General features: G+C 70.0%; 23 protein-coding genes. 9 read left to right on the top strand and 14 right to left on the bottom strand.

Annotation, left to right across the window (positions count from 1 at the left end):
• Window positions 1-18: 18 nt before the first annotated feature.
• The 7 genes from BKK79_RS07750 to BKK79_RS40255 all read right to left on the bottom strand — a co-directional run bounded on the left by BKK79_RS07750 (window position 19) and on the right by BKK79_RS40255 (window position 7,503).
• Window positions 19-249: a hypothetical protein gene (locus BKK79_RS07750; RefSeq protein WP_071011137.1), complete on the bottom strand. Its 231-nt coding sequence runs from the start codon at window positions 247-249 to the stop codon at window positions 19-21.
• Window positions 250-1,017, bottom strand: coding sequence for a hypothetical protein (locus BKK79_RS07755; RefSeq protein WP_084084599.1), 768 nt, complete (start codon window positions 1,015-1,017; stop codon window positions 250-252). It lies immediately after the preceding gene.
• Window positions 1,014-1,904 (bottom strand): hypothetical protein, encoded by an 891-nt coding sequence (locus tag BKK79_RS07760; protein ID WP_071037485.1) that lies wholly within the window; start codon window positions 1,902-1,904, stop codon window positions 1,014-1,016. The genes BKK79_RS07755 and BKK79_RS07760 overlap by 4 nt, the downstream gene beginning before the upstream one ends.
• A complete protein-coding gene (locus BKK79_RS07765) occupies window positions 1,901-3,520 on the bottom strand; it encodes a hypothetical protein (RefSeq protein ID WP_071011135.1) in 1,620 nt (539 codons plus the stop codon). The genes BKK79_RS07760 and BKK79_RS07765 overlap by 4 nt, the downstream gene beginning before the upstream one ends.
• 17 nt (window positions 3,521-3,537) lie before the next feature.
• On the bottom strand, window positions 3,538-3,834 hold the full coding sequence (locus BKK79_RS07770; protein WP_157128409.1) for a Flp family type IVb pilin: 297 nt from the start codon (window positions 3,832-3,834) through the stop codon (window positions 3,538-3,540).
• 482 nt (window positions 3,835-4,316) lie between these two features.
• Complete coding sequence (locus BKK79_RS07775; RefSeq protein WP_084084601.1) at window positions 4,317-6,650, bottom strand: IPT/TIG domain-containing protein; 2,334 nt, start codon at window positions 6,648-6,650, stop codon at window positions 4,317-4,319.
• Window positions 6,651-7,347: 697 nt separating this feature from the next.
• Window positions 7,348-7,503, bottom strand: a complete 156-nt coding sequence (locus BKK79_RS40255) for a hypothetical protein (RefSeq protein WP_157128410.1) — start codon at window positions 7,501-7,503, stop codon at window positions 7,348-7,350.
• Window positions 7,504-7,658: 155 nt separating this feature from the next.
• Here BKK79_RS40255 and BKK79_RS07780 point away from each other — a divergent pair, with 155 nt between their 5' ends.
• Window positions 7,659-7,934, top strand: coding sequence for a hypothetical protein (locus tag BKK79_RS07780; RefSeq protein WP_071037487.1), 276 nt, complete (start codon window positions 7,659-7,661; stop codon window positions 7,932-7,934).
• Between the two features lie 156 nt (window positions 7,935-8,090).
• On the opposite strand, the gene BKK79_RS07785 is transcribed toward BKK79_RS07780, so the two are convergent.
• The 3 genes from BKK79_RS07785 to BKK79_RS07795 all read right to left on the bottom strand — a co-directional run bounded on the left by BKK79_RS07785 (window position 8,091) and on the right by BKK79_RS07795 (window position 10,638).
• Window positions 8,091-9,239, bottom strand: a complete 1,149-nt coding sequence (locus BKK79_RS07785; protein WP_071037488.1) for a GGDEF domain-containing protein — start codon at window positions 9,237-9,239, stop codon at window positions 8,091-8,093.
• A 286-nt stretch (window positions 9,240-9,525) separates the two neighbouring features.
• Entirely contained in the window at window positions 9,526-9,861 is a 336-nt protein-coding gene (locus BKK79_RS07790; RefSeq protein ID WP_071037489.1) for a hypothetical protein, read from the bottom strand.
• A 180-nt stretch (window positions 9,862-10,041) separates the two neighbouring features.
• Window positions 10,042-10,638, bottom strand: coding sequence for a ParB-like protein (locus BKK79_RS07795; protein ID WP_071011127.1), 597 nt, complete (start codon window positions 10,636-10,638; stop codon window positions 10,042-10,044).
• 236 nt (window positions 10,639-10,874) lie between these two features.
• On the opposite strand from BKK79_RS07795, the gene BKK79_RS07800 reads away from it, so the two are divergent.
• Window positions 10,875-11,327 carry a PA2169 family four-helix-bundle protein gene (locus tag BKK79_RS07800; protein WP_071011125.1) on the top strand — a complete coding sequence of 151 codons (453 nt, stop codon included), beginning with the start codon at window positions 10,875-10,877 and terminating at the stop codon, window positions 11,325-11,327.
• 58 nt (window positions 11,328-11,385) lie between these two features.
• On the opposite strand, the gene BKK79_RS07805 is transcribed toward BKK79_RS07800, so the two are convergent.
• Both BKK79_RS07805 and BKK79_RS07810 read right to left on the bottom strand, forming a co-directional pair.
• A complete protein-coding gene (locus BKK79_RS07805) occupies window positions 11,386-12,705 on the bottom strand; it encodes a cyanate transporter (RefSeq protein ID WP_084084605.1) in 1,320 nt (439 codons plus the stop codon).
• Window positions 12,653-13,111: a nucleoside deaminase gene (locus tag BKK79_RS07810; protein ID WP_071037491.1), complete on the bottom strand. Its 459-nt coding sequence runs from the start codon at window positions 13,109-13,111 to the stop codon at window positions 12,653-12,655. Before BKK79_RS07810 ends, BKK79_RS07805 begins: the two co-directional genes overlap by 53 nt.
• A gap of 163 nt (window positions 13,112-13,274) precedes the next feature.
• Between BKK79_RS07810 and BKK79_RS07815 the strand changes: the two genes are divergently transcribed.
• Window positions 13,275-14,129, top strand: a complete 855-nt coding sequence (locus tag BKK79_RS07815) for a LysR substrate-binding domain-containing protein (RefSeq protein WP_071037492.1) — start codon at window positions 13,275-13,277, stop codon at window positions 14,127-14,129.
• A gap of 34 nt (window positions 14,130-14,163) precedes the next feature.
• Here BKK79_RS07815 and BKK79_RS07820 read toward each other — a convergent pair whose 3' ends face one another.
• On the bottom strand, window positions 14,164-15,138 hold the full coding sequence (locus tag BKK79_RS07820; protein WP_071011119.1) for an NAD(P)H-dependent flavin oxidoreductase: 975 nt from the start codon (window positions 15,136-15,138) through the stop codon (window positions 14,164-14,166).
• Window positions 15,139-15,498: 360 nt separating this feature from the next.
• On the opposite strand from BKK79_RS07820, the gene BKK79_RS07825 reads away from it, so the two are divergent.
• The 6 genes from BKK79_RS07825 to BKK79_RS07850 all read left to right on the top strand — a co-directional run bounded on the left by BKK79_RS07825 (window position 15,499) and on the right by BKK79_RS07850 (window position 24,255).
• Window positions 15,499-17,184, top strand: a complete 1,686-nt coding sequence (locus tag BKK79_RS07825; protein ID WP_071011118.1) for an MBL fold metallo-hydrolase — start codon at window positions 15,499-15,501, stop codon at window positions 17,182-17,184.
• Window positions 17,185-17,277: 93 nt separating this feature from the next.
• Window positions 17,278-18,228 carry a LysR family transcriptional regulator gene (locus BKK79_RS07830; RefSeq protein WP_071037493.1) on the top strand — a complete coding sequence of 317 codons (951 nt, stop codon included), beginning with the start codon at window positions 17,278-17,280 and terminating at the stop codon, window positions 18,226-18,228.
• 416 nt (window positions 18,229-18,644) lie between these two features.
• A complete protein-coding gene (locus BKK79_RS07835) occupies window positions 18,645-20,444 on the top strand; it encodes a flavin-containing monooxygenase (RefSeq protein ID WP_071037494.1) in 1,800 nt (599 codons plus the stop codon).
• On the top strand, window positions 20,441-21,232 hold the full coding sequence (locus BKK79_RS07840; RefSeq protein ID WP_071011113.1) for an SDR family oxidoreductase: 792 nt from the start codon (window positions 20,441-20,443) through the stop codon (window positions 21,230-21,232). Before BKK79_RS07835 ends, BKK79_RS07840 begins: the two co-directional genes overlap by 4 nt.
• Window positions 21,229-22,650, top strand: coding sequence for an MFS transporter (locus tag BKK79_RS07845; protein ID WP_157128411.1), 1,422 nt, complete (start codon window positions 21,229-21,231; stop codon window positions 22,648-22,650). Before BKK79_RS07840 ends, BKK79_RS07845 begins: the two co-directional genes overlap by 4 nt.
• A gap of 114 nt (window positions 22,651-22,764) precedes the next feature.
• The gene (locus BKK79_RS07850) at window positions 22,765-24,255 is read left to right on the top strand and encodes an MFS transporter (RefSeq protein ID WP_084084876.1); all 1,491 of its coding nucleotides are present in this window, start codon (window positions 22,765-22,767) and stop codon (window positions 24,253-24,255) included.
• Window positions 24,256-24,291: 36 nt separating this feature from the next.
• Here the strand turns inward: BKK79_RS07850 and BKK79_RS07855 are convergent, their stop codons facing one another.
• The gene (locus BKK79_RS07855) at window positions 24,292-25,632 is read right to left on the bottom strand and encodes an LLM class flavin-dependent oxidoreductase (RefSeq protein ID WP_071037495.1); all 1,341 of its coding nucleotides are present in this window, start codon (window positions 25,630-25,632) and stop codon (window positions 24,292-24,294) included.
• Window positions 25,633-25,935 lie beyond the last annotated feature (303 nt).

A 25,935-nucleotide genomic window follows, 5' to 3' on the forward strand; every position in this document is an offset into this window, starting at 1 on the left:
AAGACTGGGCTGCCCCGCTCAGGGCAGCGACAAGGAAAAGCTGTAGGCTTGGAAAAAGGACTTCAGGGCGGTGATCAGTGCCTCTTCGGTCCAGGCGAAACGAAAGAACAGCAGGAAGCCGAACACGGTGCAGGACAGCAGCACGATGTACTCGGCATAGGCCTGTCCGGCCTGGGCCCGCGGTCCCGCGCACCTTGCATGGCCGGTGCGCCGGCGCGGCGCGCCGGATCGGGTTGCAACGAACGTCATTCAAAAACTCCGGATCACATTGACGACGGCCCGGCTCGAGGCGCCGCCGTCGGAGAACACCGCGTCGAGCCGGTCCTTGCCGCGCTGCATGGCCAGCGCATGGCCGTTCACGGCATTGCTGCCATCCAGCGCATAGGCCGGTGCCTGCGCAACCAGGCGCCAGCCCTCGCCGGCCAGCCGGCGCTGGTAGGCCTCCATGCCCTCCTTGCCGCGGCCGGGCACGTCCAGCACCCAGGTACGGCCCGTCTGCCGGATATCGCGGCTTTCGATATCGGACAGGGTGCGGCCACCGGCCGGCAGGGCGACCTGCTCCGCGCGGATCTGATGCTGGCGCGCGCGAGGGGTCAGGCGCGTCACACTCAGGATGCCCCGCACCGCCTCGGCCGTGGACTGCCGCGGAAGCTGCAGCAGGTAGAAACAGTCTCCGTCGAGCGCGCTCAACGCCAGCGATGCACCGAGGCTGCGCCCCTTGGCCGGCACGTCTTCCCGCGACCAGAAGTCACGGAAGGCGGCCGACACGTCCTGCGAGGAGCCCGGCAGCGTCACGGCGGTCACCGTGCTCTCCAGGCCATTGATCAGCATGTCGCGCCCGACCATTTCGATGCGCTCCGGCGCGACCGGCTGCTTGTCGCAGCGCTCTTGAGCCGGCGCCGCGAACGGCAGCATCAACAGGCAGGCGGACAACAGTGCCCGCCGGCATGCGCCCCGCAGCCCTTCGACCGATTTCATGTCGCGCATCTGCATGGCGTTCATCTGCATGGCGTTCATTGGCTCACCCGCTCGTAAGGCACCACGTCCGGGGCCAAGCGCCCGAACTGCAGATCGGCGATTTCAGGGGCATAGATGGCCAGTTGCCGGTACTGGCCCGGCTCCACCAGGTTGGCCCGGCTGGCCGGGACGGCCTGGGCGAACAGTGCCTGGTGGGAGTCCGTGCCCTCCGGCATCCACGTATTGCTCAGCATGATCGTGGTGTCGGTGAAGGTCAGCCCCTTGAAGGTCGGCCACAAGCGCACCAGCGCGGGATTGCGTGCGCCGGCATCCACCGATACCGCGGCGCGCTGCAGATTGCGGGTACTCAGGTTCATGCGCGCAACGACGGCGCGGCCGCGGGAGTCGTTGACCGAGCCGAAGGGCCCGGCGGTCTGCGCCCGCAGCGCTTCCGCGCCGGGATCGCGCACGTCGGACACCACGCGGACTTCGTCCGAGCGGCCGACCAGCGCCTTGCCGCTGTGGTCGAGCCACATGGCCTGCAGGTTCTTCGGCAGGGAGTAGCTCACCTCGCGGTCGGTCTGGCGCAGGGGCTCGCCGTTGGCCGTGACGACGCGGCGCAGGAACTCCGCCTTGAGCTCGATATCGTCCTTTCTCGCCGCCAGCGCGTTGGGGCCGTACTGGCTGTACCAGCCCTGGTCGGTCGCGGGATCCTCCCAGGCCGGCGGCCCGCTCTCCGGCTTGTTGAAATTACCGTCGATCCAGAGGGTCCGTTCCCAGGCCGCGTAGCGGGAACCCATCAGCACCTTGTTGCGGACATCGTTGAGCTTGGCCAGCGAGACGATGGCGAGCAGCAGCACGCTCAGCACGAACACGGCCAGCACGACGAATTCGGCCATCGCCTGGCCGTGCTGGCCGGCGCGCAATGGTTTCTGCATCCTGATCATCGGCGTTTCCCGTCGTCCTGTGCCCCGCCGGCCTGCGCGGCGATCGCCGCCTGGCGCTCCGCGTCGCTGGTCGGTGCCAGCGTCGCCTGCCAATAGGGGCTGAAAAGGTTCGGATACTCGATCTTGGCATCGTCGCGCCGCCATCCCGCCGGCGTGACCAGCATGCCGGCCGCCTTGCCCACCAGGCCCGGCTCGTCGGGCCGGAGGAAATAGGCATTGGCGCTCGCCAGCGCGCGCATCACGCCGCCGGCGCTGCGGTCTTCGACGCGCATGCGTCCGCCACCGTTCAGGCCAGGCGTCTTGACCAGCGACGCGGCGCTGCGTTCGACCTCGATGGTGATACGCGGCGCACGGTTGGGCGGCAGGTCCCGCCCAGGACGCGAGCCGGCGCTGCCGCGCACCTCCATATAGGGCTGCAGCCCGCCATGCACCGCGTCGAGCGACTTGCCGGGCCCGGCCTGGAACTGGTCGGCGATGCCGCCCAGCACGTTGCGGCCGGGCACGCCGCTGCGATGGTCGCTGAAGTTGTAGTAGCCACCGTAGCCCTTCCAGTTGGCCGGCAAGGGGACTGGCATGACCATGTACGAATCCACGCCGCTGACGCGCAGCAGTTCGCCGTTGGCAGCGCCGCCGCGCCCGGTGGTCATGTCGAACGACACATTGCGCGGGTAGCCGAAGTAGACACATTCGATGCGGCTGCTCGCCGTGGTGGCATCGATCGCGGCCCAACCCTTCAGGTTCATGCGCAACTGGGTGCCACCCTTGTGCGAGGTATGGGTGACGATGCGCGAAGCGGTCGAACTCCAGCCACAGGCCCGGTTGGCGCTGTCATCGATCTGCTGGTAGCCGGGCGGCATGCTGCGCGGCGCGGTGCGGTCCTTGATGAAGCCGTCCAGCGTCTTGCCGTCGGTGGTGACCTCGGCAAAACGGTCGCGCACGTCGATGCCGCCTTGCTGCGGATCGAGCGTGATGGTGTACTGCTGCCACTCGGCCAACTGCGCGGCATTGCGGGCGCTCGAGAAGTAGCCGCCGGTGACGTGGGTATCGCCCTGGTTCTCGCGGGCGACGAGGTCGGCCGTTTCCGGCACGGCCAGGAAGGTGGCCGCGTGGTAGTTGGCCTGGGCCAGGCTGAGCGCGTGGATGATCTTGTCCACGCCGGTGACCAGGGTAGGCATCAGGGCGTCAAAGGCTTCGCGCACCGGCCGGATCTGCTGCTTGCCCGCGCGCTTCGGTGAATTCCATTGTTCGGGATGGTCGGCGTACTGGTTGATCAGGGCGTCGAGGTCGGACCAGTCCCGGGTATAGGTGTTGTCCAGGTCGTCGATCCAAGACCTCAGGCTGACGGCCTGCGCCACGGTCACCTGGTTGGCCACCATGGCACGGTTGGTGTACGCGGCGAAGTTGTAGTCGCGCGCCTGCAGCACCGCGGCGCTGTAGGCGGCGGCGTCCGCGGTGTTCTGCAGCTTGATCTTGGCGGTCGTGCCCTGGAAGGCATGGAAGACCACGTAGACGGCCACGCAACCGGTCAGCAGGAAGGCCAGGGCGAAGGCCAGCGTCTGCCCGCCCTGGGAGCGGGCGACGCGGCCTGCCCTGCCCGGGTGGGCAGGACGATGCATATGAGCGATTGCTTGGCTTACTTGCCGCCGCCCACGTTGTTGCTGTCGTTATACGTACCCAGGTTCTTCGTCTTGTCCGCGTTCTGGGTCGCGTCAGTCGCATTCTTCTGGGCTTTCTTGATGTTGTCTGCCGCATCCTGACCGGACATTTCCTTGGTCAGGCCCGCAGTCTGGTTACGGATCGTCTGGCCGAACAGCGAGTACACGCCGATCGCCGACACCGCGATCAGCGCGACGATGATGATGTACTCGGTCATGCCCTGGCCCTTCTGCTGCTTCAGGCTCTTCAAGGTGATATTGCGCAGTGGTTTCATGATGTTTTTGCTTGGACTATTGGAGGAATGAACAGGAAAGCGCTTGTGCGATACCGATGGAAAAGCTATCGGTTTGCAACCACGATATTAGGTAGCGGCACAAGGGATGCACATCAGACGCGTCCGGAATTTCGGAGGAATTGTGTGAGCCATTGCCGCACCGAGCGATGAACTTCGAGGGCCTTTCCCTATATCGCCTGCACAAGCGAGAAGCCGGCTGGAGGGCGATCCACCGCTGGTGTCCAGCGTCTTGGGTTCGTGGAAGAACTCAGTCTTTCGGGGATGTCGTACGAGGCGAGGGACGATATGCGGAAAGGCTGAGGCCTTGCGAGCCCTCGTGGTGACGCATTGCGCGGCCCATCGGTGAACTGAGGGCGGACTCAGTCCGCGACTCTGTGATTCAGAGCATCAGGGCGCCGGCCTGCGCCGACACCCTGATGTGGGACCCATGGCGGGCCCGTGGTGGACCCTGCCGTGAGCCCTTACGGCGTGATGCGTTCGAGCCGTCCGTTGAGGCCGTCGCTCAGACCGATGACGAGGCCGCGCACCGATTGCCCTCGCAGCGCTTCCTCCAGGCTGCCGCCGGTGCGGCTCACCGCGAGCGGCTTGAGGCCGCCCTCACCGTCCTGCCACACACTGAGCCAGGGCCAGCGCCGCGCATCCCAGGTCAGCGTCAGCTTGCCGTCGCGCAGCAGGTAGCTGCCCCAGTCGGTAGACGTGGCCCCCGGACCCGGCCGCACGGCCATCAGCGGGCGTGGCGCGCCTTGCGTGGCGTCGCGCGTCAGCAGCGGGCTGCCATCGCGCAGGACCCGGATCGAGCGGATGGCTTCGATGGGCGGCACGGCCAGCTCGAAGGCAAGCGCTGCCGCCCCCTCGCCGTGACTCAGGCCGACCGGGTGCACCGGATAGCGGAAGCGGCCGCCGGCCGCGTCGATTTCCACCACGAGGTCTCCCTGCCGCACGACCGCCTGCGGAGCGAGCGCCACGGTATCGGGCACGATCGGCATGCGCAGCAGCGGCGACAGCGTGGCCGCCACGCCATCCTTGCCGATACTGCCAGCGATGTAGAGCGCGTCGGCGGATTTTGCCGCTGCATCCTTGGCGTCTGCCGACCGTGTTTCGCGCGCCGCAGGCTTCTGGGTCAGTGGCACCGCCTTTTCGAGGTAGGCATAGGCGCCGCTGTATGTGTAGTCCGAAACGGTCTTGGGATAGCTGTAGGACATCACGTCATACTGCTTGGCCGGATCGTAGAGGATGCGGCCGCGCAGCAGGTTGACTACCCAGGGGCCGCCGAGACGATCGGCACCGTCCGTTGTCCGGTAGGGGAAGGCTGCGTCATCAAAGCTGTGCTCGCGACCGAAGTTGTGGCCCAGCTCATGCATCATCACGCCGCCCGTGGCGTAGTCTTCCCTGCCGTACCAGCGGTGCGAGGCAACCGCGGTACGGCCCGCAATATAGGCATAGCTGGTGCAGCTGTCACAGGGCAGCATGCCGAAGTAGAAGTCGCTGTTGGTCGCTCCGCCGGCCTTGCGCAGTTCGGCGACGGCCCCGAGCCACTTCAGGCTGTCGCTCAGCAGGATGCCAGGCTGCTTCAGCGGCGGCTCGACGATGAACTCCACTTCCGAAAGCGGATAGAGCCCGCGCACATTGCGCTGGAAGGTGTCGAGATCCAGGTTGACCGTCTCGCCGGAATCGGGTTGGATCGGCACCAGGTGCAGGCGGATAGAGGTGCCGCCCCCCAGCACGCCGGCAGGCGGCTCATAGGCAAAGCGTGCGGTGACGCCGGGGAAGCGCTTTTCGTTGGCCTCGACGTCGAGCTTCAGCCCTCGCTGCACCCACTCTCCCGGCAGCTCGTAGGTATAGCTGCCGGCCAGGTCGTCCTCGGCCACGGTCTGCGCCCCCAGCTTCGGCGGGCCTTTCATGGCCACGGTGCGCGTGCCGAGCGCATCGTTGCGTACGGTCAGGCGCACCTCCGGCTCGATCGTCTGCGCCCCGTCGCCGGGTTCCAGGCGCACCCGCACCAGCAACGGCTTGCCCGGCACCAGCCGCAGATAGCGGCTGGGCACGGCGCCACTGACGGAGTGCAGCTGGGCCTGCGCGACCTGCACGTCCGAAATCTTCACCGCCAGGCCCGTGCCGCCTACCTCCAGCGGCGCCACCGCGAAGCGGCGGTCCTTGGCATCGATCACCACGACGGAGCCGCTCGCCGCCTGCGCCGGTACGACGAAATCCAGCCACGTGCCGTCGGCCGCGGTGGCGCTGGCCGCCACCGACTGGTCGCCGATGGCGATGCGCGTGGCCAGCTGCAGGTTGGCGCCGCGCACACGCACCAGCTGGCCGACACTTGCCGAGGCGATGCTCAGCGCGACCGGCTCGGGCACGGCCTCGATGGTGAGCGGCTGCGCCCCGCTCGCTTCGGCACCATCCTCGCGCCGCAACGTCAGCGCTCGGCTGGTGTCGGCCGCCGCATGCGTGGACGGCAGCACGAAGGTTATCTGCGTGGCAGACTGGAACACGCCGTCGAGCGGCTTGTCGCCCCAGGACAGGCTGGTGCTGCGGGTAAAGCCTTCGCCGCTGATGGTGACGCTGGTGCCGGGCACGCCGGACTGCGGCGTGATGTCGTGCACGGCGAGCGTTGCGACATCCGGCCGGCCGCCGCCATCGGGCGCGGGCGTGACCGGAGCCGGGCCGGGGCCGGCCTGCGTGCTGGTGGAGCCGCCGTCGCCACCGCCACAACCATGCAGCATGACACAGGCCGCGGCGGCCATCGCGAGGTGCGCCAGCCTGGCGCGCCTGGGGGAGGGGAGGACGTTCATGGCGCATCGGTTCACTAAGTTGACGTCCGTGCAAATTAGCGAAGATGCGCCTGCATCAGATTAAGCGTTTTCTGATTTTTAGTAGGAAGTAGCTCCATCAATCGCATGCGCAGTCGGATGAGCAATCCGATACGAAATCATGGGCTCGACATCGCGCTCTCCCCGGCCGCGGACCGGCTCTCCGCCTGTTGGATGGCAGATATTGGCCTCCGCAAAATCAGACGAATCCCATGGTGGATAGACAGAACCTGCTGCTAGCATGGCCTGCATTGAAATCGACCGATCCGTGCGAGTGATGCGCGGACCTCTGCTTCGGGAGCCGGGACTCAAGTGTCCGCCACCACCTTTCCTCAGCTGTTCTCCACCTTGCCCCTGCCGCCGCCGTACGGGCCGGCGGAAGAGGTCACGCAAGCGTTGAACGCGATCCGCGCGGATGCGGTAGCGAGACACGAGTCGGCACGCCGCCAGCAGGCGCACAAGCGAAGCCAGCGGCGCCGGCGTACCCTGGTCCGCTATGGCAAGCTCGCCGCCCTTGCCGCGATCGCCGCTGCCCTCCTCGGCGGGGCCGTGGTCTGGTACCAGGACACGGAGCACCCGGCGGCCGAGGCGGCAATCGGCACGGCGGCAACTGCGGCAACCGGGGAAATGGCAGCAACGGCGGCAACGGCCGAACCGGCCAGCATTCCTGCTGCCCCGGTCACGCTGGCTGTGCCCCAGGAGACGGCGACGGGCGACGCCGCCATGGCCGCGTCCGCGTCCGCGTCCGCGCCAGCACCAGCACCAGCACCAGCACCAGCACCAGCACCAGCACCAGCACCAGCACCAGCACCAGCACCAGCGCCAACGCAGGCACCTGTCACGGCCGGCGCTGCGGCAGCGGAAGTCCATGCGGACAAAGCCGCCACGCCCTCGCCCGGGCAAGCCGAGCCGCCTTCGGCGGCGGCCTCCGACAAATCGCCCTCCGCCAAGGCGGCGGTAGCGCCCGCGCCGCAAGGCACCACGCAAGCCATGCCGGCGCAGGCAGCCCCGCCCGCGCCGAAGGAAGCGGACGCGAGTGCGAAGGCATTGCCGGCAAGCAAGCGACCACGCGCCGCGCCCCAAGCCAGCCGGCCGGCCACGGTTGGTCATCCTCGCCGCGCCGCCGCACCGGCACTCGACGAGGAGGCCAGGCACGACAAGGCCCTGCGCGACAGCCTGGTCTCGGCCGCGCGCCTCTACCCCGACCTCCATAGGAACTGGCAGCGCTCCGGCGCCGTCGCCTACGCCCCGCTCGGCGAGCCTTGACCTGATGCGCCCACTGTGCGCCGGACTGGCGCGGTCCACGACCTAGCACAGCGCAGCAGTTGGCTGGATCGCTTCCTTCGGCCGGACAGGGGAAGTCCGTCTCTCCTGCCCGCGGATGGCGGCTGGCCGACCGGCTTCGCGTGTCCAGGCGCGGCGCTACGCCGTGCCAGCCATGTGGAAACGCCCCTTGCCGCGCGCCTTGGCGGTGTATAGCGCGCGATCTGCGGTCTTCAGCACGGCATCCGCGCTCTGGCCATCGGCCGGCACCGGCGCGATGCCGATGCTGACGCCGATGACCGCCTGCACGCCACCGTGCAGCTGGTAGGGCGCGCCGATCTCCACCAGCAACCTTCCTGCCAGCGCCCGCACCCCATCGTCACCATGGCCGGCGAGCAGGATCACGAACTCGTCGCCGCCGATGCGCGAGACCTGCGCGCCGGCAGGCACGGCAGCGCGCATGCGCACTGCCACCTGCTCCAGCAGGTCATCGCCGCAGCCATGCCCGTAGGCATCGTTGACCGCCTTGAAGCCGTCGAGGTCCAGATACAGCAACACCGGCCGCACCGCCACCGCGCGGCCGCGCCGCATGGCGGCGCCGATCTCCGCCAGCAGGCTGGCACGATTGAGCAGGCCGGTCAGCGAGTCGTGGCGGGCGCGATAGGCATTTTCACGCTCTGACTGCATGGTGGCGACCACCATCGCGTTCAAGCGAAAGGACGCGCTGGTCATGCTGGCCACGTAGACGGGCAACTGCACCAGCGTCAGCAGGAACAGCGGCTCGCGCGCGACCACCGCGCCCAGGCAGCAGGGCCCGAGCGCCAGCAGGATCATCAGCCCGGCCATGCGCGGCGCGCCGAAATTACGGAAACAGATACCGCCGACCATGGCGGCGGAGGACAAGCAGGCCAGCGCGGCCGCCAGCCAGTCGCCGCTGGTGATACTGAGGAAGGTCCCCAGCCCGACGCTGAACGCCCACGCCAGGCTGAGCAGGATATGGATATCGGTATGCGTCGAGCGGCCGGCGCGTGCGCGGCGCGAGGCTGACAGCAGCACGCCGATACGCGCGACGCAGATCAGGCATTCGAGTGCCAGCCAGGCGAAGAACTGCGGACGCTGGAGATGCCAGGCGATCAGGGCCGCCACCAGCAGCGTGTTGACGACCCCGCCGACGAAGATGGAGAGCGTGCCGAACAGGCTGCCGATCAGGGCATGCCGGATCTCGTCCGGGACATCGGCGTCGATCTTCACCAGCCAGCGGGTGAAGCGCCAGCGCGGCAGCGTGAACGTCTGGTTAAGTTCCGGCATGGGAGGTCAGGGACGGCATGGCCGGGCGATGCCTTCCGCCTTGCGGGCGGCCTGTGTGGCCCGGGCGGCCTCGTCCCTGCCATGGATTGGGTGGCGCCAAGCATACCATCCGGCACTGCCGCCCCCTCTATCGCCTCACACGCCGCCTCACACGCCGCCTCCCATGCCATCAAGCAGCCCTGAGCCGGATACAAAAAGAGGGGCCGCAGCCCCTCTTCCCTTCTCCCATCCGCGTGGTCCGGTCCGCGCGCCCGGCGTCCGGCACCGGCCGGCGGACCGCGGCGCGTCACTTGCCGATCAGGCGGCTCACGGCATTTTCCTGCTGGTTGAGCGCGCGCTGGTCGGCGCGCGTGATGTGGCCGCCGTCGTGGCTGGCCATCACACGCTCTTCCTGGCGGATCTGATGATCTTCCCGATGCAGCCTGGCGGCCTGCGCGTGCGAGATCTCGCCCTCCCGCACTTCCTTGTGGATGCGCTGGTTCTGGTTGGCCAGCCGCTGGTTCACCTCTTCGCGGCGCGGATGGTTCTTGCCCCATTGGCTCTCGCTTGCCATGGCGCCGCCTGCCAGGCCGGCGGCGAGCAGGGCGAAAGTCAGGCCACCAATCAGTTTGCGCGTTTGCATGAAGCACTCCCGGTTTGTCGATGCCGGGCGCGGATCGCCCGGCATGCCCCAACTAACGTGGGCCGGAAATGCCCCGCTGACAGCCACGCGGGTTCGCTTTGTAACTGTCTATGTACTCTGTAACAAGCCCGCCGCCGCGAGGCCAGCCGCGGCGACCTGCGGCAGGTCCGGGCAGATTGCCTAGCGTGTCTTGCACCCCGGCAGTCCGGAGGCCAGGCTGCCCTTGGCCAGGGCGATCCCTGCCTGCACCGCCCGCTGGAAATCCGTGCTGACGTCCTCCACCGGGATGGCGCGCCGGAAAAAGTCCGCCCAGACGAACTCCGCGAATGCCGTCGGCGTCTTCTCGTAGCCGCCGGCGTCGCGCACATAACCCGCCAGGGAGCGGTAGGGATCGTCGACCAGCTTGCTGAGGTGAGACGGGATCTGCGCGTAGTAGTGGCGCACACCGTTCTGGTCGAGCGGATGGACCCAGAGGTTCTTGTTCATCTCGGCCCAGAATGCATCGATCGCATGGTCGGACAGGTCCGCCTCCACCGTGAAAAAGCCGCTGGTGACGCCCGCTTCGAGCGCGGCGCGTCCCAGATGGTGGTGATCGGTGATGAACAGCTTGCCGGCAGGGCCTACCACGGCCGGGATCGGATGGGCCTGCATGAAGGCCTTCTGCTCCGCCGCGCTCAAGGCAGCGAGATGCTTCTTCTTGTCATGCACCTCGATCATGCCGACGGTGATCTGTGTCGGATGCAGATCATGGATCAAGGCTTCGCGGAGCTTTGCCATCTTGCTTCTCCTTGCTTGCTGGCGCATTTCGGTAGCACCGGCCCGAACGCCCGCTGCGGGCGGCAGCCGAGGCCCCTGGCGCACCGCCCCTCTCGATATGCCCCCGCCGCGAACGCCGGCCCGCTGCCTATACTGGTGCTGACGATGGCGCGCGAGCCAGCGCCGCCGCGCCGGCATCGCCCCGGCGCCGGGTGCGCAGCGCATCGCGTCAGCCGGTGACAGCAAAGGAGACTGCCATGGATCAAGCGCAAGGCCAACTGGTTTCCACTCTGAACCACCTGATCGAGGTCGGCAAGGATGGTGAGCTCAATTGCAGCGCGGGCGCGCGCGAAGTGAAGGATGCGGAGATCCGCGCCGTCCTGAGCGGGACCGCCGAGTCCTGCCGCACCTCGGTCAGCGAACTGCAGGCGCTGGTGACTTCACTCGGCGCCGCGCCGCGTGATCGCGGCACCATGGGTGGCACGATGCTGCGCAGCTGGATGGAAATCCTTCATGTGATCGCGCCGAACAACGACGACGTGGTGCTGCAGCAATGCGAACGCGGCGAGGCCGCCGCCCGCCGCGAATACCGCTCCGCGCTGAAGCTCGATATGCCGGAGGCGATCCGCAACGTGGTGCAGCGCCAGTACGAAGGCATGCAGCGACACCATGAGCGCATCCACGCGATGCGGGGCATGCAGGTGCATTAACCCACTGCGTCATTCGAAAGGCCCCGCCGCTCGGGTGCGCTTTCTCCGACGCAATGGACTAGCCCCGAGGCTGGTCTGCCACGCGGGGGCCGTTGCCCGCTCGCCCCGGTTCGCCGGGGGGATGCCAGGCACGCCCCGGCGGTGACAGCGCCGCGCCATAGCCGCGCGGCGCCAGCCGTGCGACCAGCAGGGACACCACGGCGACACAGCCGAGGTGGGCGAGCCAGCCTGCGGTAAAGCCGCCGCTTGCGTCACGCAGGGCGGCGCAGACCCAGGGCGCCGTGGCGGCGATCAGGAAGCCGCCGCCCTGCATCAGCGCGCTCAGTTCGCCAGCCTGCTCCGCGTCGGGCAGGTGATCGAGCGCCACGATCAAGCACAAGGCGAAGCAACCACCCAGCCCCGCACCGGAGATGGCGGCCCAGGCACGCGGCGCCAGGTCCGGCCATGCGGCGAAGGCGGCGAAGCCTGCCGCCTGCAGCGCCAGGGTCAGCCACAGCCAGGGCCGGCGGTCGCGCCAGCGCGCCGTCAGCGCGGGCAGCAACAGCGCCGCGCCGGCCTGGGCCAACGCCATCAGTGCGAGCAGCCCACCGCTGTGCGTACCGCTCCAGCCACGCGACTGGTAGAAGGCCGGCAACCACGCCACCAGGGAAGCATAGCCGCCGTTGACCAGGCCGAAGCAGGCCATCAGCAGCCAGGTGCGCGGGCGCTGCAGCAAGCGGGCACCCGCCGGTGCCGGCCCCGGACGTGCCGGCGCCGGCCTGGGCAGCGCACGCCACGCGAACAGCAGCGCCAGCCAGGCAGGCGCCGCCCAGGCGGCCAGCGCGCCGCGCCAGTTGCCGGACCACTGCGCCAGCAACGGCGTCAACTGGGCACCGAGCGCACCGCCCCCCATCAGCGCGGCCGAATACAAACCCATCACGGCAGCGACCTGCCCCGCCGAACGCTGCTTGATCAGCCCGGGGAACACCGCCTGGATGACGGCCACGCCGGCGCCGCACACCGCCGTGGCGGCAATCAGCGCGCCCCCCTGCGGCCAGGCGGCGCGCAGTGCCGAGCCCAGCCCCAGCAAGGCAAGGGCGCCCAACACCGCGTGGCGCGCCGGCACGGCGCGCCACAGCAGCGGCGACAGCAGGGCACCCACCCCCATCAGCCACATCGGCAGCAGCGTGAGCCAGGCCATGCCGCGGAAAGTCAGGCCGGTGCCGTCGTGGATCTGCTCGGCGAGCGGCCCCACGCCGGTCAGGAACGGCCGCAGGTTCATGCCGACCAGCACCACCAGCGCGAGCCAGGCGGCGCGCGACCCGGGCCGCGCGCGTACTGCCCGCTCAGGCACGGCCGGCCCGTGCGCCGTACACGGCCATCGCGCTGACGCCCACATCGAGCTTGGTCAGCGCCAGCGGCGGCGGCACCAGCGGCAGGCGCAGCTTCTGGTAGGCGGCTTCGCTGGACAGGCCGAAGGGCGCGGCATCGGGATTGTCGAAGGCGTAGTAGACCGCTTCCACGCCCGCCATGACCAGCGCCGCCAGGCACATCGGGCAAGGATGGCCGCTGGCGTAGACCACGCTGCCGGACAGGTCGGGGGTTGCCAGGCGGCGGCTGGCGGCGCGCAGGGCCTCCATCTCGGCATGCGTGGTCGGATCATGGCTGTGCACGATGCCGTTCACGCCGGTGGCGACGATCTCGCCGTGCCTGACCAGCACCGCGCCGAACGGACGGCCGCCGCGCGCGCGATTGTCCTGGGCAAGGCGTACGGCCTCGCGCAGCAGGTCTGGATGGGTGGACATGGAAACTCCCCGCGGAAATGAGATGAGACGGCCGGGCGTGACAGCGGCTTGGCGACGGCTTGGCGGCAGCCGGCCCGGTCGTGGCAGGCCATTCTAGGAAGCGCCTTGCTGATTGGGAAATTAAATGATGAAATGCCGATCAGTGGCTTTTCAAATACCAGCGATGCTCGATCCCGTGCTGCTGCGCAGCTTCGTGGCGGTTGCCGACACCGGCAGCTTCACGCGTGCCGCGGACAGCGTCCACTTGACGCAATCCACCGTCAGCCAGCAGGTGCGCCGGCTGGAGACCCAGTTCGGCTGCGAACTGCTGCACCGCGGCGGGCGCTATGTGACGGCCACGCCCGAGGGCGAGCACCTGCTCGGCTATGCGCGCCGCATCCTGCAACTGATGGACGAGGCCGTGGCCCAGCTGGCGCAAGGCGATGCGCAGGGGGAGATCCGGCTGGGCGTGCCCGAGGATTTCGTCGCCCATGCCTTGACGCCCGCGCTGGCGGCCTTCGCCGATGCGCACCCCGGCGTGCGCCTGGAAGTGACCAGCGGACTGAGCCACGAGCTGTGGCAGCGCTTCCAGCGCAGCGAGCTGGACCTGGTGCTGATCAAGCAGCGCGTGGGCAGCGCGCCGGGCCTGGCCAGCTGGGCCGAACCGCTGTGCTGGCTCGACAGCCGCGAGCGCCCCGCGCGCGGGCGCGACCCGCTGCCCCTGGTGGCCTTCCCGCTGGGCGGGCTCTACCGCGGCGAAATGACCCACCTGCTCGATGCCGCCGGCCGCCGCTGGCGCATCGCCTATGCCAGCGCCAGCCTCGCCGGCATCCGCGCGGCCGTCGCGGACGGGCTGGGTATCACCATGCTGCCGCGCCGGCTGGCCGCCGACGGGCACCGCATCCTGGAGGCGGCGGACGGCTTCGCGCCGGCGCCGGCGCTGGAGCTGAGCCTGCACGTGCAGGCCGAGACCGCCGCCCATACGCGCGACCTGGCCGCGCGGCTGGTGGCGGTATGCGATGCGGCGATGCGGGCCTGAGCCTGAGCCTGCACCCGAGCCCTAGCCCGCCGCCTCAGCCCAGCATGCCCTCCAGGCGCTCACGGATGATGCGGTGCGCGCCGTCCATGATGCCGTCGATCAGCGCCTGCACCGTCGGCACATCGTCGATCAGGCCGGCCACCATGCCGCAGCTCCACGCCCCGGCGTCCAGCTCGCCTTCCGCCATCACCTTCGGATAGACCCCGGCCACCTGGTCGTAGATGTCGGCGATCTGCAGCGCCTCGCCCTTCTCGCGCTCGATCTCCAGCAGGCGGTCGACGCCGGCATTGCGCAGCACCCGTTCGGTATTGCGCAGCCGGCGCATGATCAGCCGCGTATCGAGCTCGCTCGCCTGCACGATGGCCTGCTTGACCTTCTCGTGCACCGGCGCCTCCTGCGTGGCGATGAAGCGCGTGCCCATATTGATGCCGTCGGCGCCGAGCGCCAGCGCCGCCACCAGGCTGCGCGCATCGGCCATGCCGCCCGAGGCGACGAAGGGGATGCTGAGTTCGTCGGCGGCGCGCGGCAGCAGGATCATGTTCGGCACGTCGTCCTCGCCGGGATGGCCGCCGCATTCGAAGCCATCGACGCTGACTGCATCGCAGCCGATCTGCTGCGCCTTCAGCGCATGCCGCACCGAGGTGCATTTGTGGATCACCTTGATGCCGGCCGCCTTCAGTGCCGGCATATAGGCCTCGGGGCTGCGCCCGGCGGTTTCGACGATGCGCACGCCACCTTCGACGATGGCCGCGATGTACTCGGCGTACGGTGGCGCCGAAAAGGTCGGCAGGAAGGTCAGGTTGACACCGATCGGCCGGTCGGTCATGTCGCGGCAGCGCGCGATCTCGCGCGCCAGCAGTTCGGGGGTCTTCTGCGTGAGGCCGGTGATGATGCCCAGGCCGCCGGCGGCCGAGACCGCCGCCGCCAGCTCGGCGAAGCCCACATAGTGCATGCCACCCTGGATGATCGGGTGCCGGATGCCGAACAGTTCGGTGATGCGCGTCTTCATCGTGTTGTCTCCTCGGTTGGATGCGAAGGCGGTAGCGCCGGCGCTATCGTACCGGCTGCGAGCGTTCGGGGCACTGGATGCCTGACTCTAGTCCACTGAATCACTGAAATCGGTCGGTGCCTGCCATGGCATGCGGGCTCATCGCGTCGTTGCCGATGCTCGCCATAGCCGGGCTATGGCTGCGCTTGGCGCCTAGCGCTGATTCCCGCATGCCATGTCTTTCACCTCCCATTTCAATACATTCTGTCTAGGCGTGAATCGGTGGCCCCCGCGGGCGCGCGCAGGGCAACCCGACTACACTATGGGCTGGCCGCGCCGCCCCGGCGGCGCGGCCCGACCCCAGGAGACAATCCGCCTATCATGACAAGCACAGACAAGAGCGGCAGCCAGACCACCCCCCACTCCCTGCGCAGCGCGGCCAGCGTGCTGGTGCTGCGCGACAGTCCCGCCGGCCCCGAGGTATTGATGGTGCGCCGCGCCGAACGCGACAACGACCGCAGCAGCGGTGCCTATGTCTTCCCCGGCGGCACGCTGGACGCGCAGGACCGCGACCTGCACGCCCACGCCGCCGGCCTCGACGACAGCAGCGCCAGCCAGCGCCTCGGCCTGGCCGCGGGCGGACTGGACTTCTATCTCGCCGCGGTGCGCGAATGCTTCGAAGAGGCCGGACTGCTGTTCGCCTACGGCACCGGTCCCGAGCCGCTCGTGCCCGACCAGCTTCTCCCCGACCAGCTCGCGCTGCTGCGCGCCGCCGCACGCCGCGGCGGCCCCGGCCTGGCCCAGGCCTGCGCGCAGATCGGCCTGAGGCTGGCGGTCGATCGCCTGGCCTACCACAGCTACTGGCTGACGCCGCCAGGCTTGCCCAAGCGCTTCGATACCCGCTTCTTCGTCGCCATCGCTCCGCCCGGACAGGTTGCGCTGCACGACGGCGACGAGGTGGTCGAGCACTGCTGGATCCGGCCCTCCGAAGCAATCCATCCGGACCATGGCCTCAAGCTCGTCAATGCCACGCGCCGCAACCTGGCGGCGATCGCGCACTTCGAGAGCGCGCAGGCCTGCTTCGACTTTTCCGCGCAGCGGCGCGACATCGCCTGCATCATGCCGCGCATCGGCCTCGGCGCCGGCGGCCCGCGCCCGGTCATGCCGGACGAGGCCTGCTACGCCGAGATCGGGCGCATCGACCCGCACGGCAGCGCGCAAGCGCGCTATGAGCTGGAAGCCGGCGCGCCGGTGCGGCTGTCGGAGCGCGTCTGGCGCGTGACCGCCGGCAATGGCAGCGTGATGACCGGCCCCGGCACCAATACCTACCTGGTAGGCGATGCCGCGAGCGATGCCTGGGCCGTGATCGACCCCGGCCCGGACGACGACAAGCATGTGCAGGCCGTGCTGGCCGCGGCGCCGGGCCCGATCCGCTGGATCCTCGCCACCCATACCCACCTCGACCACTCGCCCGCGACGCCGAAGCTGCAGGCCGCCACCGGCGCCACCGTGCTGGGCCGCGCGGCGCCGCCGGGCGCCCGGCAGGATGCCGGCTTCGCCCCGGCACGCGAGCTGCAGCATGGCGAGCGCCTCGCGCTGGGCGAAGGCTGCACGCTGCGCGTGGTACATACGCCGGGGCACGCGTCCAATCACCTGTGCTACCTGCTCGAGGAAGAGAAGACGCTGTTCACCGGCGATCACGTGATGCAGGGCTCGACCGTCGTCATCAATCCGCCCGACGGCGACATGCAGGCCTACCTCGACTCGCTGCGCGCCCTGCTGCAGGAGGACCTGGAATGGCTGGCGCCAGGCCACGGCTTCCTGATCCCGCGCCCCGCCGACGCCATCCGCGTGCTGGTGCGCCACCGCCTGCAGCGCGAGGCCAAGGTCGTCAACGCGCTGGCCGAACTGGGCGCGGCCGAGCTCGGCGCCCTGCTGGCGCGCGTCTACGACGACGTGCCGCCGCGCATGCATCCGGTGGCGCAGCGCTCCTTGCTGGCACACCTGTTCAAGCTCGCCGCCGAGGGGCGTGCGCGCGAGACGGACGGCCGCTGGCAGGCGGCCTGAGACCGGTCGGGCGCACAGGGCGGACACGACAGGCGCCGGCGCCACCGGCGCGTCCTCCCTCATGCATCGCGCGCATCAGCAAGCGGAATCGACATGGACCTGCGACAACTCCGGCATTTCCAGGCGCTCTACCGCCTGCGCAGCTTCGCCCGCGCGGCCGACGAGATGGCGATGAGCCAGCCGGCGCTCAGCCGCAGCATCCAGAACCTGGAACGCGCGCTCGACTGCCGCCTGTTCGACCGCACCACGCACACGGTCACGCCGACCGAGGCGGCGCGCCGGCTGATCCACCAGGCCGAGACCGTGATCGCGGCCGCCGCCGCACTCAAGGAGGATGCCGCGGGCTTGAAGGCGTCCAGCCAGGGCACCGTGCGCGTCGGCTGCGGCGCCTATCCGCTGCAGCCCCTGCTGACCGAGACCGTCACGGCCTTCGCGCACAGCCATCCGCTGGTGCACCTCACGCTGACCAGCGGCGATACCACGCCGCTGCTGCAGCGCCTGCTCGACCGCGAGCTCGACCTGGTGGTATGTGATCGCCGCCGCTTCGACGCCTCGCGCTTCGCCGAGGACATCCTGATGCTGGCGCTGCCCACCGAGCCGCTGGCGGTGGTCTTCTCGGCCGAGCATGAGATCGCCGCCATGCAGGGCGAGGCGATCGACTTCTCCGCCTATCCCTGGGCGCTGCCCCGGGTACCGGCCGGCGGCGAGCCTGACTTCACCCCGGCCAGCGTGGCCATGCGCGCCGGCGGCGCCTTCCCGCAGTTCCAACTGCAGTCCACCGCGGCCTGCCTCGACCTCGCGCGCAGCGGCACCGCGCTCACGCTGGTGCCGCTGTCACTGGCACGGCGCGCCGCCGCCGACGGCCGCCTGCGCTACCTCACGGCCGACCGCCACCTCAGCACCAACGACGGCGTGCACCTGCTCAAGGGACGCAGCCAGACCCCCATCATGCGCGCCTTCGTCAAGGAACTGCGCAGCACCGCGCGGCGCCTCGCGCAGCAGCCAGGCAGGGATGCCGGCTGGCCGGTGACGGGCGGCGCCTGAGCCCGCACACGGGCGCCCCGCCCTTGCTGCATTGCACGCGCGGCACGGCGCCAGCCCTGCCTACCCGCGCCAGCGCGGGGATATGCGAGCGCAGCATGCAGGCGCGCTATTTTCTGATGCGCGATATGCATGACGAAAAGCGCGGCGGCGCACCTAGAATGGGTCGCTGGAGTGCGCCCCCATGACAAGCGAACACGCCCCCCATCCCGCGTCCTTGCGCGCCGCATGCCCGGCCCAACCGGCCGGGCGCCCCGGGCCCCGGCCACCATGCGGCCGGTCATCGCACTCCGCCGATGCCTGAAGCACGGCGCCCCGCCGGCGGCCCGCACCACTTGACGGCCGCGGCCGCAAGACGACAATACGGCCCCCGCCTGCCGGCCCACCAGACCCCGCACCTGCCACGGAGAGACGAGACAATGCAAGCCAACGACCCGCGCTGGGACTTCGACCCGGCCGCGCTGAAGGAAAAGTACCGGCAGGAACGCGAGCGCCGCCTGCGCGCGGACGGCAATGCGCAGTATGTCGAGATCGCGGGCGAACTGTCCCGCTTCGCGGCGGATCCGCACGCCGACCCGGCCTTGCGCCGTGCACCGCAGTCCGACACCTTCGATGCGATCGTGATCGGCGGCGGCTTCGGCGGGCTGCTGGCCGCCGCGCGCCTGCGCGAAGCCGGCTTCGCGCGCATCCGCATCATCGAGAAGGGCGCCGATTTCGGCGGCACCTGGTACTGGAACCGCTATCCCGGCGCGGCCTGCGACATCGAGTCCTATGTGTACCTGCCGCTGCTGGAAGAAGTCGGCACCATGCCCACGGAGAAGTACGCCAAGGCGCCGGAGATCCTCGCGCACACCCAGGCCATCGGCCGGCATTTCGACCTGTACCGCGACGCGCTGTTCCAGACCGAGGCGACCTCGCTGCGCTGGGACGAAGCCGGCGCGCGCTGGCAGGTCGGCACCGACCGCGGCGACCGCCTGCAGGCGCGCTTCCTGGTACTGACCACGGGCCCGCTGAACAAGCCCAAGCTGCCCGGCATCCCGGGCCTGGAGCACTTCGCCGGGCATAGCTTCCACACCAGCCGCTGGGACTACGCCTACACCGGCGGCGATCATCGCGGCGGCATGGCCGGGCTGGCCGGCAAGCGCGTCGGCATCATCGGCACCGGCGCCACCGCCGTGCAGTGCGCTCCGCACGTGGCCGAGGCGGCCGGGCACCTCTACGTGTTCCAGCGCACCCCCTCGTCGATCGACGTGCGCAACAACCAGCCCACCGATCCGGCCTGGGCCGCCAGCCTGGGGCCGGGCTGGCAGCAGCAGCGCATGGACAACTTCAACAACCTGGTCTGCGGGATCCCGCAGGCCGAGGACCTGGTCAACGACGGCTGGACCGACATCATGCGGCTGGTGCGGCCGGACCGCAGCGTCGCCGATCCGGTCCAGGCGATGCAGATGGCGGACTACGCCAAGATGGAGCAGATCCGCGCCCGTGTCGACCACGTCGTGCGCGACCCGGCCACGGCGGCGGCGCTCAAGCCCTGGTATCGCCAGTTCTGCAAGCGCCCCTGCTTCCACGACGGCTATCTCGACATGTTCAACCGCGCCAACGTCACGCTGGTCGACACGGCGGGCCGCGGCGTGGAGCGCATCACGCCGGCCGGCGCGGTGGTGGACGGCCGCGAGTATCCGCTGGACTGCCTGATCTTCGCCACCGGCTTCGAGGTCGGCACCGGCTTCGAGCGGCGCGCCGGCTTCGAACTGCATGGGCGCGGCGGCCTGGCGCTGTCCGACAAGTGGGCCGAGGGCGCCTCCACGCTGCACGGGCTGCTGACGCGCGACTTCCCCAACTGCTTCATCGTCAGCGTGACGCAGTCGGGGCAATCGCCCAACTTCCCGCACATGCTCAACGAGCAGGCCAATCACATCGCCTATGTCGCCGCGCGCTGCGTGGCCGAGGGCGCCGACACCGTCGAGCCGAGCGCCGCGAGCGAGGCCGCGTGGACCGCCACCATCGTGTCCGCCGGCACGCGACGCGCCGCCTACCAGGCCGAGTGCACGCCCGGCTACTACAACGCCGAAGGCAAGCTGTCGGCGCGCGAGATCCGCAACGGCCCCTACGGGCCGGGCGCCGCCGCCTTCATCGACATCCTGCAGGCCTGGCGCGCCAGCGGGGACTGCGCCGGCCTGGAGTTCGGCCGCGTGAGCGAGGAGGTGCGCGCATGAGCACCCGCCGCGCCATCTTCATCACCGGGGCCGCCTCCGGCATGGGCCGCGAGACGGCCCGCCTGTTCGCCGCGCGCGGCTGGTTCGTCGGCGCCTACGACATCGATGCGGCCGGGCTCGACTCCCTGGCGAACGAACTGGGCCCCGATGCCGGCCTGTTCGCGCCGCTCGACGTGAGCGACCGCGCCGCCTATCTCGCCGCCATCGAGCGCTTCGGTGCCGCCAGCGGCGGACGCATGGACCTGCTCTTCAACAATGCCGGCATCGGCGCCGGCGGCTACTTCGACGAGCAGCCGTGGGAGACCATCGAGCGTATCGTCAGCGTCAACCTGCTGGGCGTGCTCGGCGGCATCCACGCCGCCATGCCCTTGCTGAAGGCCACGCCGAACGCGCTGTGCTTCAGCACCTCGTCGGCCTCGGCGATCTTCGGCGCCGCCGGCATTGCCGTCTATTCGGCCACCAAGCATGCGGTCAAGGGCTTCACCGAGGCCCTCTCGGTCGAACTGTCGCGCCATGGCATCCGTGCCGCCGACGTGCTGCCGGGGCTGATCGACACGCCCATCCTGCCCGAACGCGTGCGGGCGGGAGCGGCGACGGAAGGCATGTGGCGGCTGCTGCCGCCGGTCGCCGTGGCCGAGGCCGTGTGGGCCGCCTATCACGAGGACAAGCTGCACTGGTACGTGCCGCCCGAGCTGGCGGCATTCGACGTGCAGGTCACCGCCGAACCCGAGCGCGCGCGCGACGAACGCAAGCGCCTGCTGGCCGAACGCAAAGGATTCGCACCATGAGCGCCACACCCATGACCACCACGGCGGTCTCCGGCGACCGCCTCGACCTGGGCGCGGTGTCCTGGTCGCTGTTCGAGGCCGGACGCAATCCCTTCGTCATGCTGGTGACCATCTATGTGTTCATGCCCTACTTCTCCACCGTGATGGTGGGCGATCCGGTCAAGGGGCAGGCGCTGGTGGCCACCTACGGCCAATGGGCCGGCTGGATCATCGCGCTGACCGCCCCGCTGCTGGGCGCCTCGATCGACCGCATCGGGCCGCGCAAGCCGCTGCTGCTGGTGTCGACGCTGGTGATGGCGGTGCTGATGATGTCCCTGTGGTGGGCCCGCCCCGACCTGACCGGCCTGGGCATCGGTGGCGTGGTGGTGGCAGCCACCCTGATCAACGTGCTGTTCGGCTACACCGAGGTGCTGCACAATGCCATGCTGGCGCAGGCAGCCGGCCCCCGGCTCGCGCACAAGGCTTCCGGCCTGGGACTGGCGCTGTCGAACGCCGTCTCCGTGCTGGTGCTAGTGTTCGTGCTGTGGGCCTTCGCCCTGCCCGGCAAGGTGCCCTGGGGCTGGATCCCGGCGCAGCCTCTGTTCGGCATGGATCCCGCCGCGCACGAACCCGAGCGCATCGTCGGCCCCATCGCCGGCGTGCTGTGCGTGCTGGGTGCCCTGCCCATGTTCCTCTTCACCCCGGATGCCGCGCGCACGGGCAACGGCATCGCGCGTTCCCTGCGCGAGGGACTGCGCACGCTTCTGGGCATGGTGGGCAAGCTGCGCGGCCACCGCGACATGACCGCCTTCCTGCTGGCGCGCATGCTGTACGTCGACGCGATGACCGCCGTGCTGCTGTTCTCCGGCGTCTATGCCGCCGGCGTGATGAAGTGGCATACGCTGACCATGCTGAGCTACGGCGTGCTGCTGAGCGTGTTCGCGGCGCTCGGCGGCATCCTCGGCAGCCGCCTGGACGCCGCGCTGGGGCCCAAGGTCGCGGTACGCATCGAGGTCCTGATGACGCTGGTGGGCCTGGTCTGCGTGATCGGCATGGCACCCGAGCGCATCCTCTACTTCTGGCACTACGACGCCGCCGCCGCGGCGCCGCTGTGGAACGGGCCCTTCTTCCGCACCTGGCCGGACCTGCTCTACCTGCTGATCGGCTTCTCCAACGCGGCCTTCATCACGGCATCCTACTCGTCCAGCCGCACCCTGCTGCTGCGGCTGTCGCCGCCGGGGGAAAGCGGGGCCTTCTTCGGCATCTTCGCGCTATCGGGTACCGCCACCATGTGGCTGGGCTCCTTCCTCGTGCACTACGCCACCGCGACCTTCCACTCGCAGCAGGCCGGCATGGGGGCCATCGTGGTCCTGATGAGCTGCGGATGGATCGGCATGTGCTTCGTGCGCGGCGGCGGGCGGCTGGCGCCGCATGGTTGACGCGGCATCCGGCATGGCGATCCGGGCGGGGAGGCGGCACACGGGCCGATGATGGTGTAAGTTGTCCTGGTGGCGAGCGCGCTGCGCGCGCGGCCCCAAGAACCCGCCGACGCCATGCCCGATGCCCCGACCCCACGCCAGACCGGCACCGCCGCAGGCAGCCGGCACGGCAAGCTCGATCACGACATCCCCGCCCGGCTGGACCGGCTGCCCTGGTCGCGCTGGCATTGGCGGGTATGCGGTGCGCTCGGCATCGCCTGGGTGCTGGACGGACTGGAAGTCACGCTGGCCGGCTCGCTCGGCGCCGTGCTGCAGCGGCCGGATACCCTGTCGCTCAGCGCTGCCCAGGTGGGGCTGGCTGGCACGCTCTATGTTGCCGGCGCGATCGGCGGGGCCCTGGTGTTCGGCCGGCTCGCCGACAATCTTGGCCGCAAGCGCCTGCTCCTGCTCACGCTGCTGGTCTACCTGCTGGCCACGCTTGCCACTGCCACCGCCCCCGGCTTCGCCTACTTCGCAGGCTGCCGCTTCTGCACCGGGCTGGGCATCGGTGGCGAATATGCAGCCATCAATTCCGCCATCGATGAACTGATCCCCGCGCGCGTGCGCGGACGCGTCAACCTGGCCATCAACGGGACCTTCTGGCTGGGTGCCGCGCTCGGCGCCGGGCTCAGCCTGTTCCTGCTGGATCCCCGCGTGCTGGGCCCCGCGCGCGGGTGGCGCGCCTGCTTCGGCCTGGGCGCGGCGCTGGCCGTGGCCATCCTGCTGGTGCGCCGCCACGTGCCGGAAAGTCCGCGCTGGCTGGCCATGCACGGACGCCTCCACGAAGCCGACGCGACCCTGCGCAAGATCGAGCAGAGCATTGCCGCACGCGCTGCCGCAGCCCCGGCGCGGCCGGCGCCGGCAGAGCGTCCCGCGGCCCGCCGCACGCCGCCCACACTGGGCGACGTGGCCTGGCTGCTGATGCGACGCTACCGCATGCGCAGCGCCGTGACCTTGTCGCTGATGGTGTCGCAGGCCTTCCTCTACAACGCCGTCTTCTTCACCTATGCCATGGTGCTGGTGCGCTTCTACGGCGTGCCGGATGCCCGCGCGGCCCTCTACATCTTCCCCTTCGCGCTCGGCAACGCCGCCGGGCCCCTGCTGCTCGGCCCCGCCTTCGACCGGATCGGGCGCCGCCGCATGGTCTCCTGCACCTATGTCATGTCCGGCGTCGGGCTGGCCTTGACCGGCTGGGCCTTCCTGGCCGGCTGGCTGGATGCGCGCACCCAGGCGCTGTGCTGGGCGGCCGTGTTCTTCCTCGCATCGGCGGCGGCCAGTTCCGCCTACCTGACCGCCAGCGAGATCTTCCCGCTGGAGATCCGCGCACTGGCCATTTCCCTGTTCTACGCCGTCGGTACGGGCGCGGGCGGCCTGGTCGCGCCGGTGCTGTTCGGCCTGCTGATCCAGAGCGGCAGCCGCGCCGCCGTGGCGGGTGGCTACGCCATCGGCGCGACGCTGGTGGTGGCGGCAGGACTGTTCGCCCTGCGGCATGGCATCGATGCCGAACGGCGGCCGCTCGAGGAAGTGGCACCGCCGCTGGGCGGCGGGCCGGTACGGCGGCCCTAGGCAACGCTGGGCGGCACTGGGCGGCACTGGGCGGCGCTAGGCGGCGGCGCGATGCGGTGCCCCCCTGCCGGGCGGGCGCGCCAGCCCGAAATGCTCGCGCAGGGTGTGGCCTGCGTATTCGCTGCGGAACAGGCCGCGGCGCTGCAGGATCGGCACCACCCCGTCGACGAAGTCCTGCAGGCCGTCCGGCAGCGCATCGGGCATCAGGTTGAAGCCGTCGGCGGCACCGTGGCGGAACCAGTGGGCGATGTCGTCGGCGATCTGCTCCGGCGTGCCGACGATGACACGATGGCCGCCGCCTCCGGCCAGTTCGCGGATCAGCTGGCGCACGGTCAGGCCGCGCCCGCGCGCCAGCGTGGCACGGAAAAAGGTGTGATTGCCGTTGCCGCCCGCCGGCAGGGGCAGGTCGTCAGGCAGGCCCTGGTCCAGCTTGAGCCGCTCCGGCGCGATGCCGAGCGTGCCGGCCAGCCGCGTCAGGCTGTAGTCCCAGGGAATGCCATCGACCAGCTCGTCGCGGCGCCGCCGCGCCTGCGCCTCGGTCGCGCCGATGATGGTGGTCAGTCCCGGCAGCACGCGCACGGCCTCGGGGCCGCGTCCCAGCGCCTGCGCGCGCGCCTTCAGCCCGCGCGCGTAGTCGAGCGCCTCCTCGAACGACTGCGAGGCCGAGAACACCGCCTCGGCATGGCGCGCGGCCAGCTCACGCCCGTCGGCCGAACCGCCGGCCTGCACCAGCACCGGATACCCCTGCGGCGAACGCGGCAGGTTGAGCGGCCCGTGCACGGCGAAGTGCTCGCCGCGGTGCTCCACCGGATGCACCTTGCCGGCATCGACAAAGCGGCCGCCGGCCTTGTCGCCGAGGAAGGCATCGTCCTCCCAGCTATCCCAGAGCGCCTTGACCACGGTGGTGAACTCGTCGGCGCGCGCGTAGCGCTGCGCGTGGTCGGGCACGCTGTCGCGGCCGAAATTGCGTGCCGACGGCAGGTCGGCGGTGGTGACCACGTTCCAGCCGGAGCGCCCGCCGCTGACATGGTCCAGCGTGGCGAAGCGGCGCGCGATGTTGTAGGGCTCGTTGTAGCTGGTCGAGGCCGTGCCGATCAGGCCGATGCGGGTCGTGGCGGCGGCGATGGCGGCCAGCAGCACGGTCGGCTCGAGCGCGGTGATCGGCCGGAAATGGATCTGGTCGATGATGGCCGCGCTGTCGGCCAGGAAGACCGCGTCGAGCTTGCCGGCCTCTGCGATGCGGGCCACGCGCACATAGTGCTGCACGTCGGTGAAGGCCGCCGGATCGCTGTCCGGCAGGCGCCAGGCCGAAGGCACGAAGCCCGAGTGGAGGATATTGACGTTCAGGTGCAGTTGTCGCGGCGGCGTGGTGCTCATTGGCAGGTTCCCGGTAGCGTATGACCGGCACCGGGCGGACCAGCCGCATCCGGCGCCATCGGCTTGCGTCGGCGCGGACGGGCCGCGGACGGATGGGTCCGGAGCGCGCTGCGTCCGCCGTATCGCGCCATCACCTTAGGGCACCGCTCCAGCGACGCCAACGAAGCAATCCGCGCATGGATATGCAGGGCGGCCCGGTATGGCCGCCTGTATGGCCGCCTGTATGGCCGCCCGTATTGCCACCCGCCTCCCGGCGGTTCCGGCATCGCCACAGGCGCGCCCTCGCGCCGCGCGCCGCTTCGC

Origin of the sequence: Cupriavidus sp. USMAA2-4 (assembly GCF_001854305.1) — a bacterium.
GTDB classification, from domain to species: domain Bacteria; phylum Pseudomonadota; class Gammaproteobacteria; order Burkholderiales; family Burkholderiaceae; genus Cupriavidus; species Cupriavidus malaysiensis.

Bases quoted from the DNA above. Each gene is read 5' to 3' on its own strand.
- BKK79_RS07755 (WP_084084599.1), bottom strand. From the start codon at position 1,017: ATGAACGCCATGCAGATGAACGCCATGCAGATGCGCGACATGAAATCG.
- BKK79_RS07830 (WP_071037493.1), top strand. From the start codon at position 17,278: ATGGACCTGCGACAACTCCGGCATTTCCAGGCGCTCTACCGCCTGCGC.
- BKK79_RS07825 (WP_071011118.1), top strand. From the start codon at position 15,499: ATGACAAGCACAGACAAGAGCGGCAGCCAGACCACCCCCCACTCCCTG.
- BKK79_RS07795 (WP_071011127.1), bottom strand. From the start codon at position 10,638: ATGGCAAAGCTCCGCGAAGCCTTGATCCATGATCTGCATCCGACACAG.
- BKK79_RS07765 (WP_071011135.1), bottom strand. From the start codon at position 3,520: ATGCATCGTCCTGCCCACCCGGGCAGGGCAGGCCGCGTCGCCCGCTCC.
- BKK79_RS07840 (WP_071011113.1), top strand. From the start codon at position 20,441: ATGAGCACCCGCCGCGCCATCTTCATCACCGGGGCCGCCTCCGGCATG.
- BKK79_RS07815 (WP_071037492.1), top strand. From the start codon at position 13,275: ATGCTCGATCCCGTGCTGCTGCGCAGCTTCGTGGCGGTTGCCGACACC.
- BKK79_RS07845 (WP_157128411.1), top strand. From the start codon at position 21,229: ATGAGCGCCACACCCATGACCACCACGGCGGTCTCCGGCGACCGCCTC.
- BKK79_RS07760 (WP_071037485.1), bottom strand. From the start codon at position 1,904: ATGATCAGGATGCAGAAACCATTGCGCGCCGGCCAGCACGGCCAGGCG.
- BKK79_RS07835 (WP_071037494.1), top strand. From the start codon at position 18,645: ATGCAAGCCAACGACCCGCGCTGGGACTTCGACCCGGCCGCGCTGAAG.
- BKK79_RS07820 (WP_071011119.1), bottom strand. From the start codon at position 15,138: ATGAAGACGCGCATCACCGAACTGTTCGGCATCCGGCACCCGATCATC.
- BKK79_RS07780 (WP_071037487.1), top strand. From the start codon at position 7,659: ATGCCGGCGCAGGCAGCCCCGCCCGCGCCGAAGGAAGCGGACGCGAGT.
- BKK79_RS07750 (WP_071011137.1), bottom strand. From the start codon at position 249: ATGACGTTCGTTGCAACCCGATCCGGCGCGCCGCGCCGGCGCACCGGC.
- BKK79_RS07850 (WP_084084876.1), top strand. From the start codon at position 22,765: ATGCCCGATGCCCCGACCCCACGCCAGACCGGCACCGCCGCAGGCAGC.
- BKK79_RS07805 (WP_084084605.1), bottom strand. From the start codon at position 12,705: ATGTGGGCGTCAGCGCGATGGCCGTGTACGGCGCACGGGCCGGCCGTG.
- BKK79_RS07855 (WP_071037495.1), bottom strand. From the start codon at position 25,632: ATGAGCACCACGCCGCCGCGACAACTGCACCTGAACGTCAATATCCTC.
- BKK79_RS07800 (WP_071011125.1), top strand. From the start codon at position 10,875: ATGGATCAAGCGCAAGGCCAACTGGTTTCCACTCTGAACCACCTGATC.
- BKK79_RS07785 (WP_071037488.1), bottom strand. From the start codon at position 9,239: ATGCCGGAACTTAACCAGACGTTCACGCTGCCGCGCTGGCGCTTCACC.
- BKK79_RS07775 (WP_084084601.1), bottom strand. From the start codon at position 6,650: ATGAACGTCCTCCCCTCCCCCAGGCGCGCCAGGCTGGCGCACCTCGCG.
- BKK79_RS07790 (WP_071037489.1), bottom strand. From the start codon at position 9,861: ATGCAAACGCGCAAACTGATTGGTGGCCTGACTTTCGCCCTGCTCGCC.
- BKK79_RS07810 (WP_071037491.1), bottom strand. From the start codon at position 13,111: ATGTCCACCCATCCAGACCTGCTGCGCGAGGCCGTACGCCTTGCCCAG.
- BKK79_RS07770 (WP_157128409.1), bottom strand. From the start codon at position 3,834: ATGAAACCACTGCGCAATATCACCTTGAAGAGCCTGAAGCAGCAGAAG.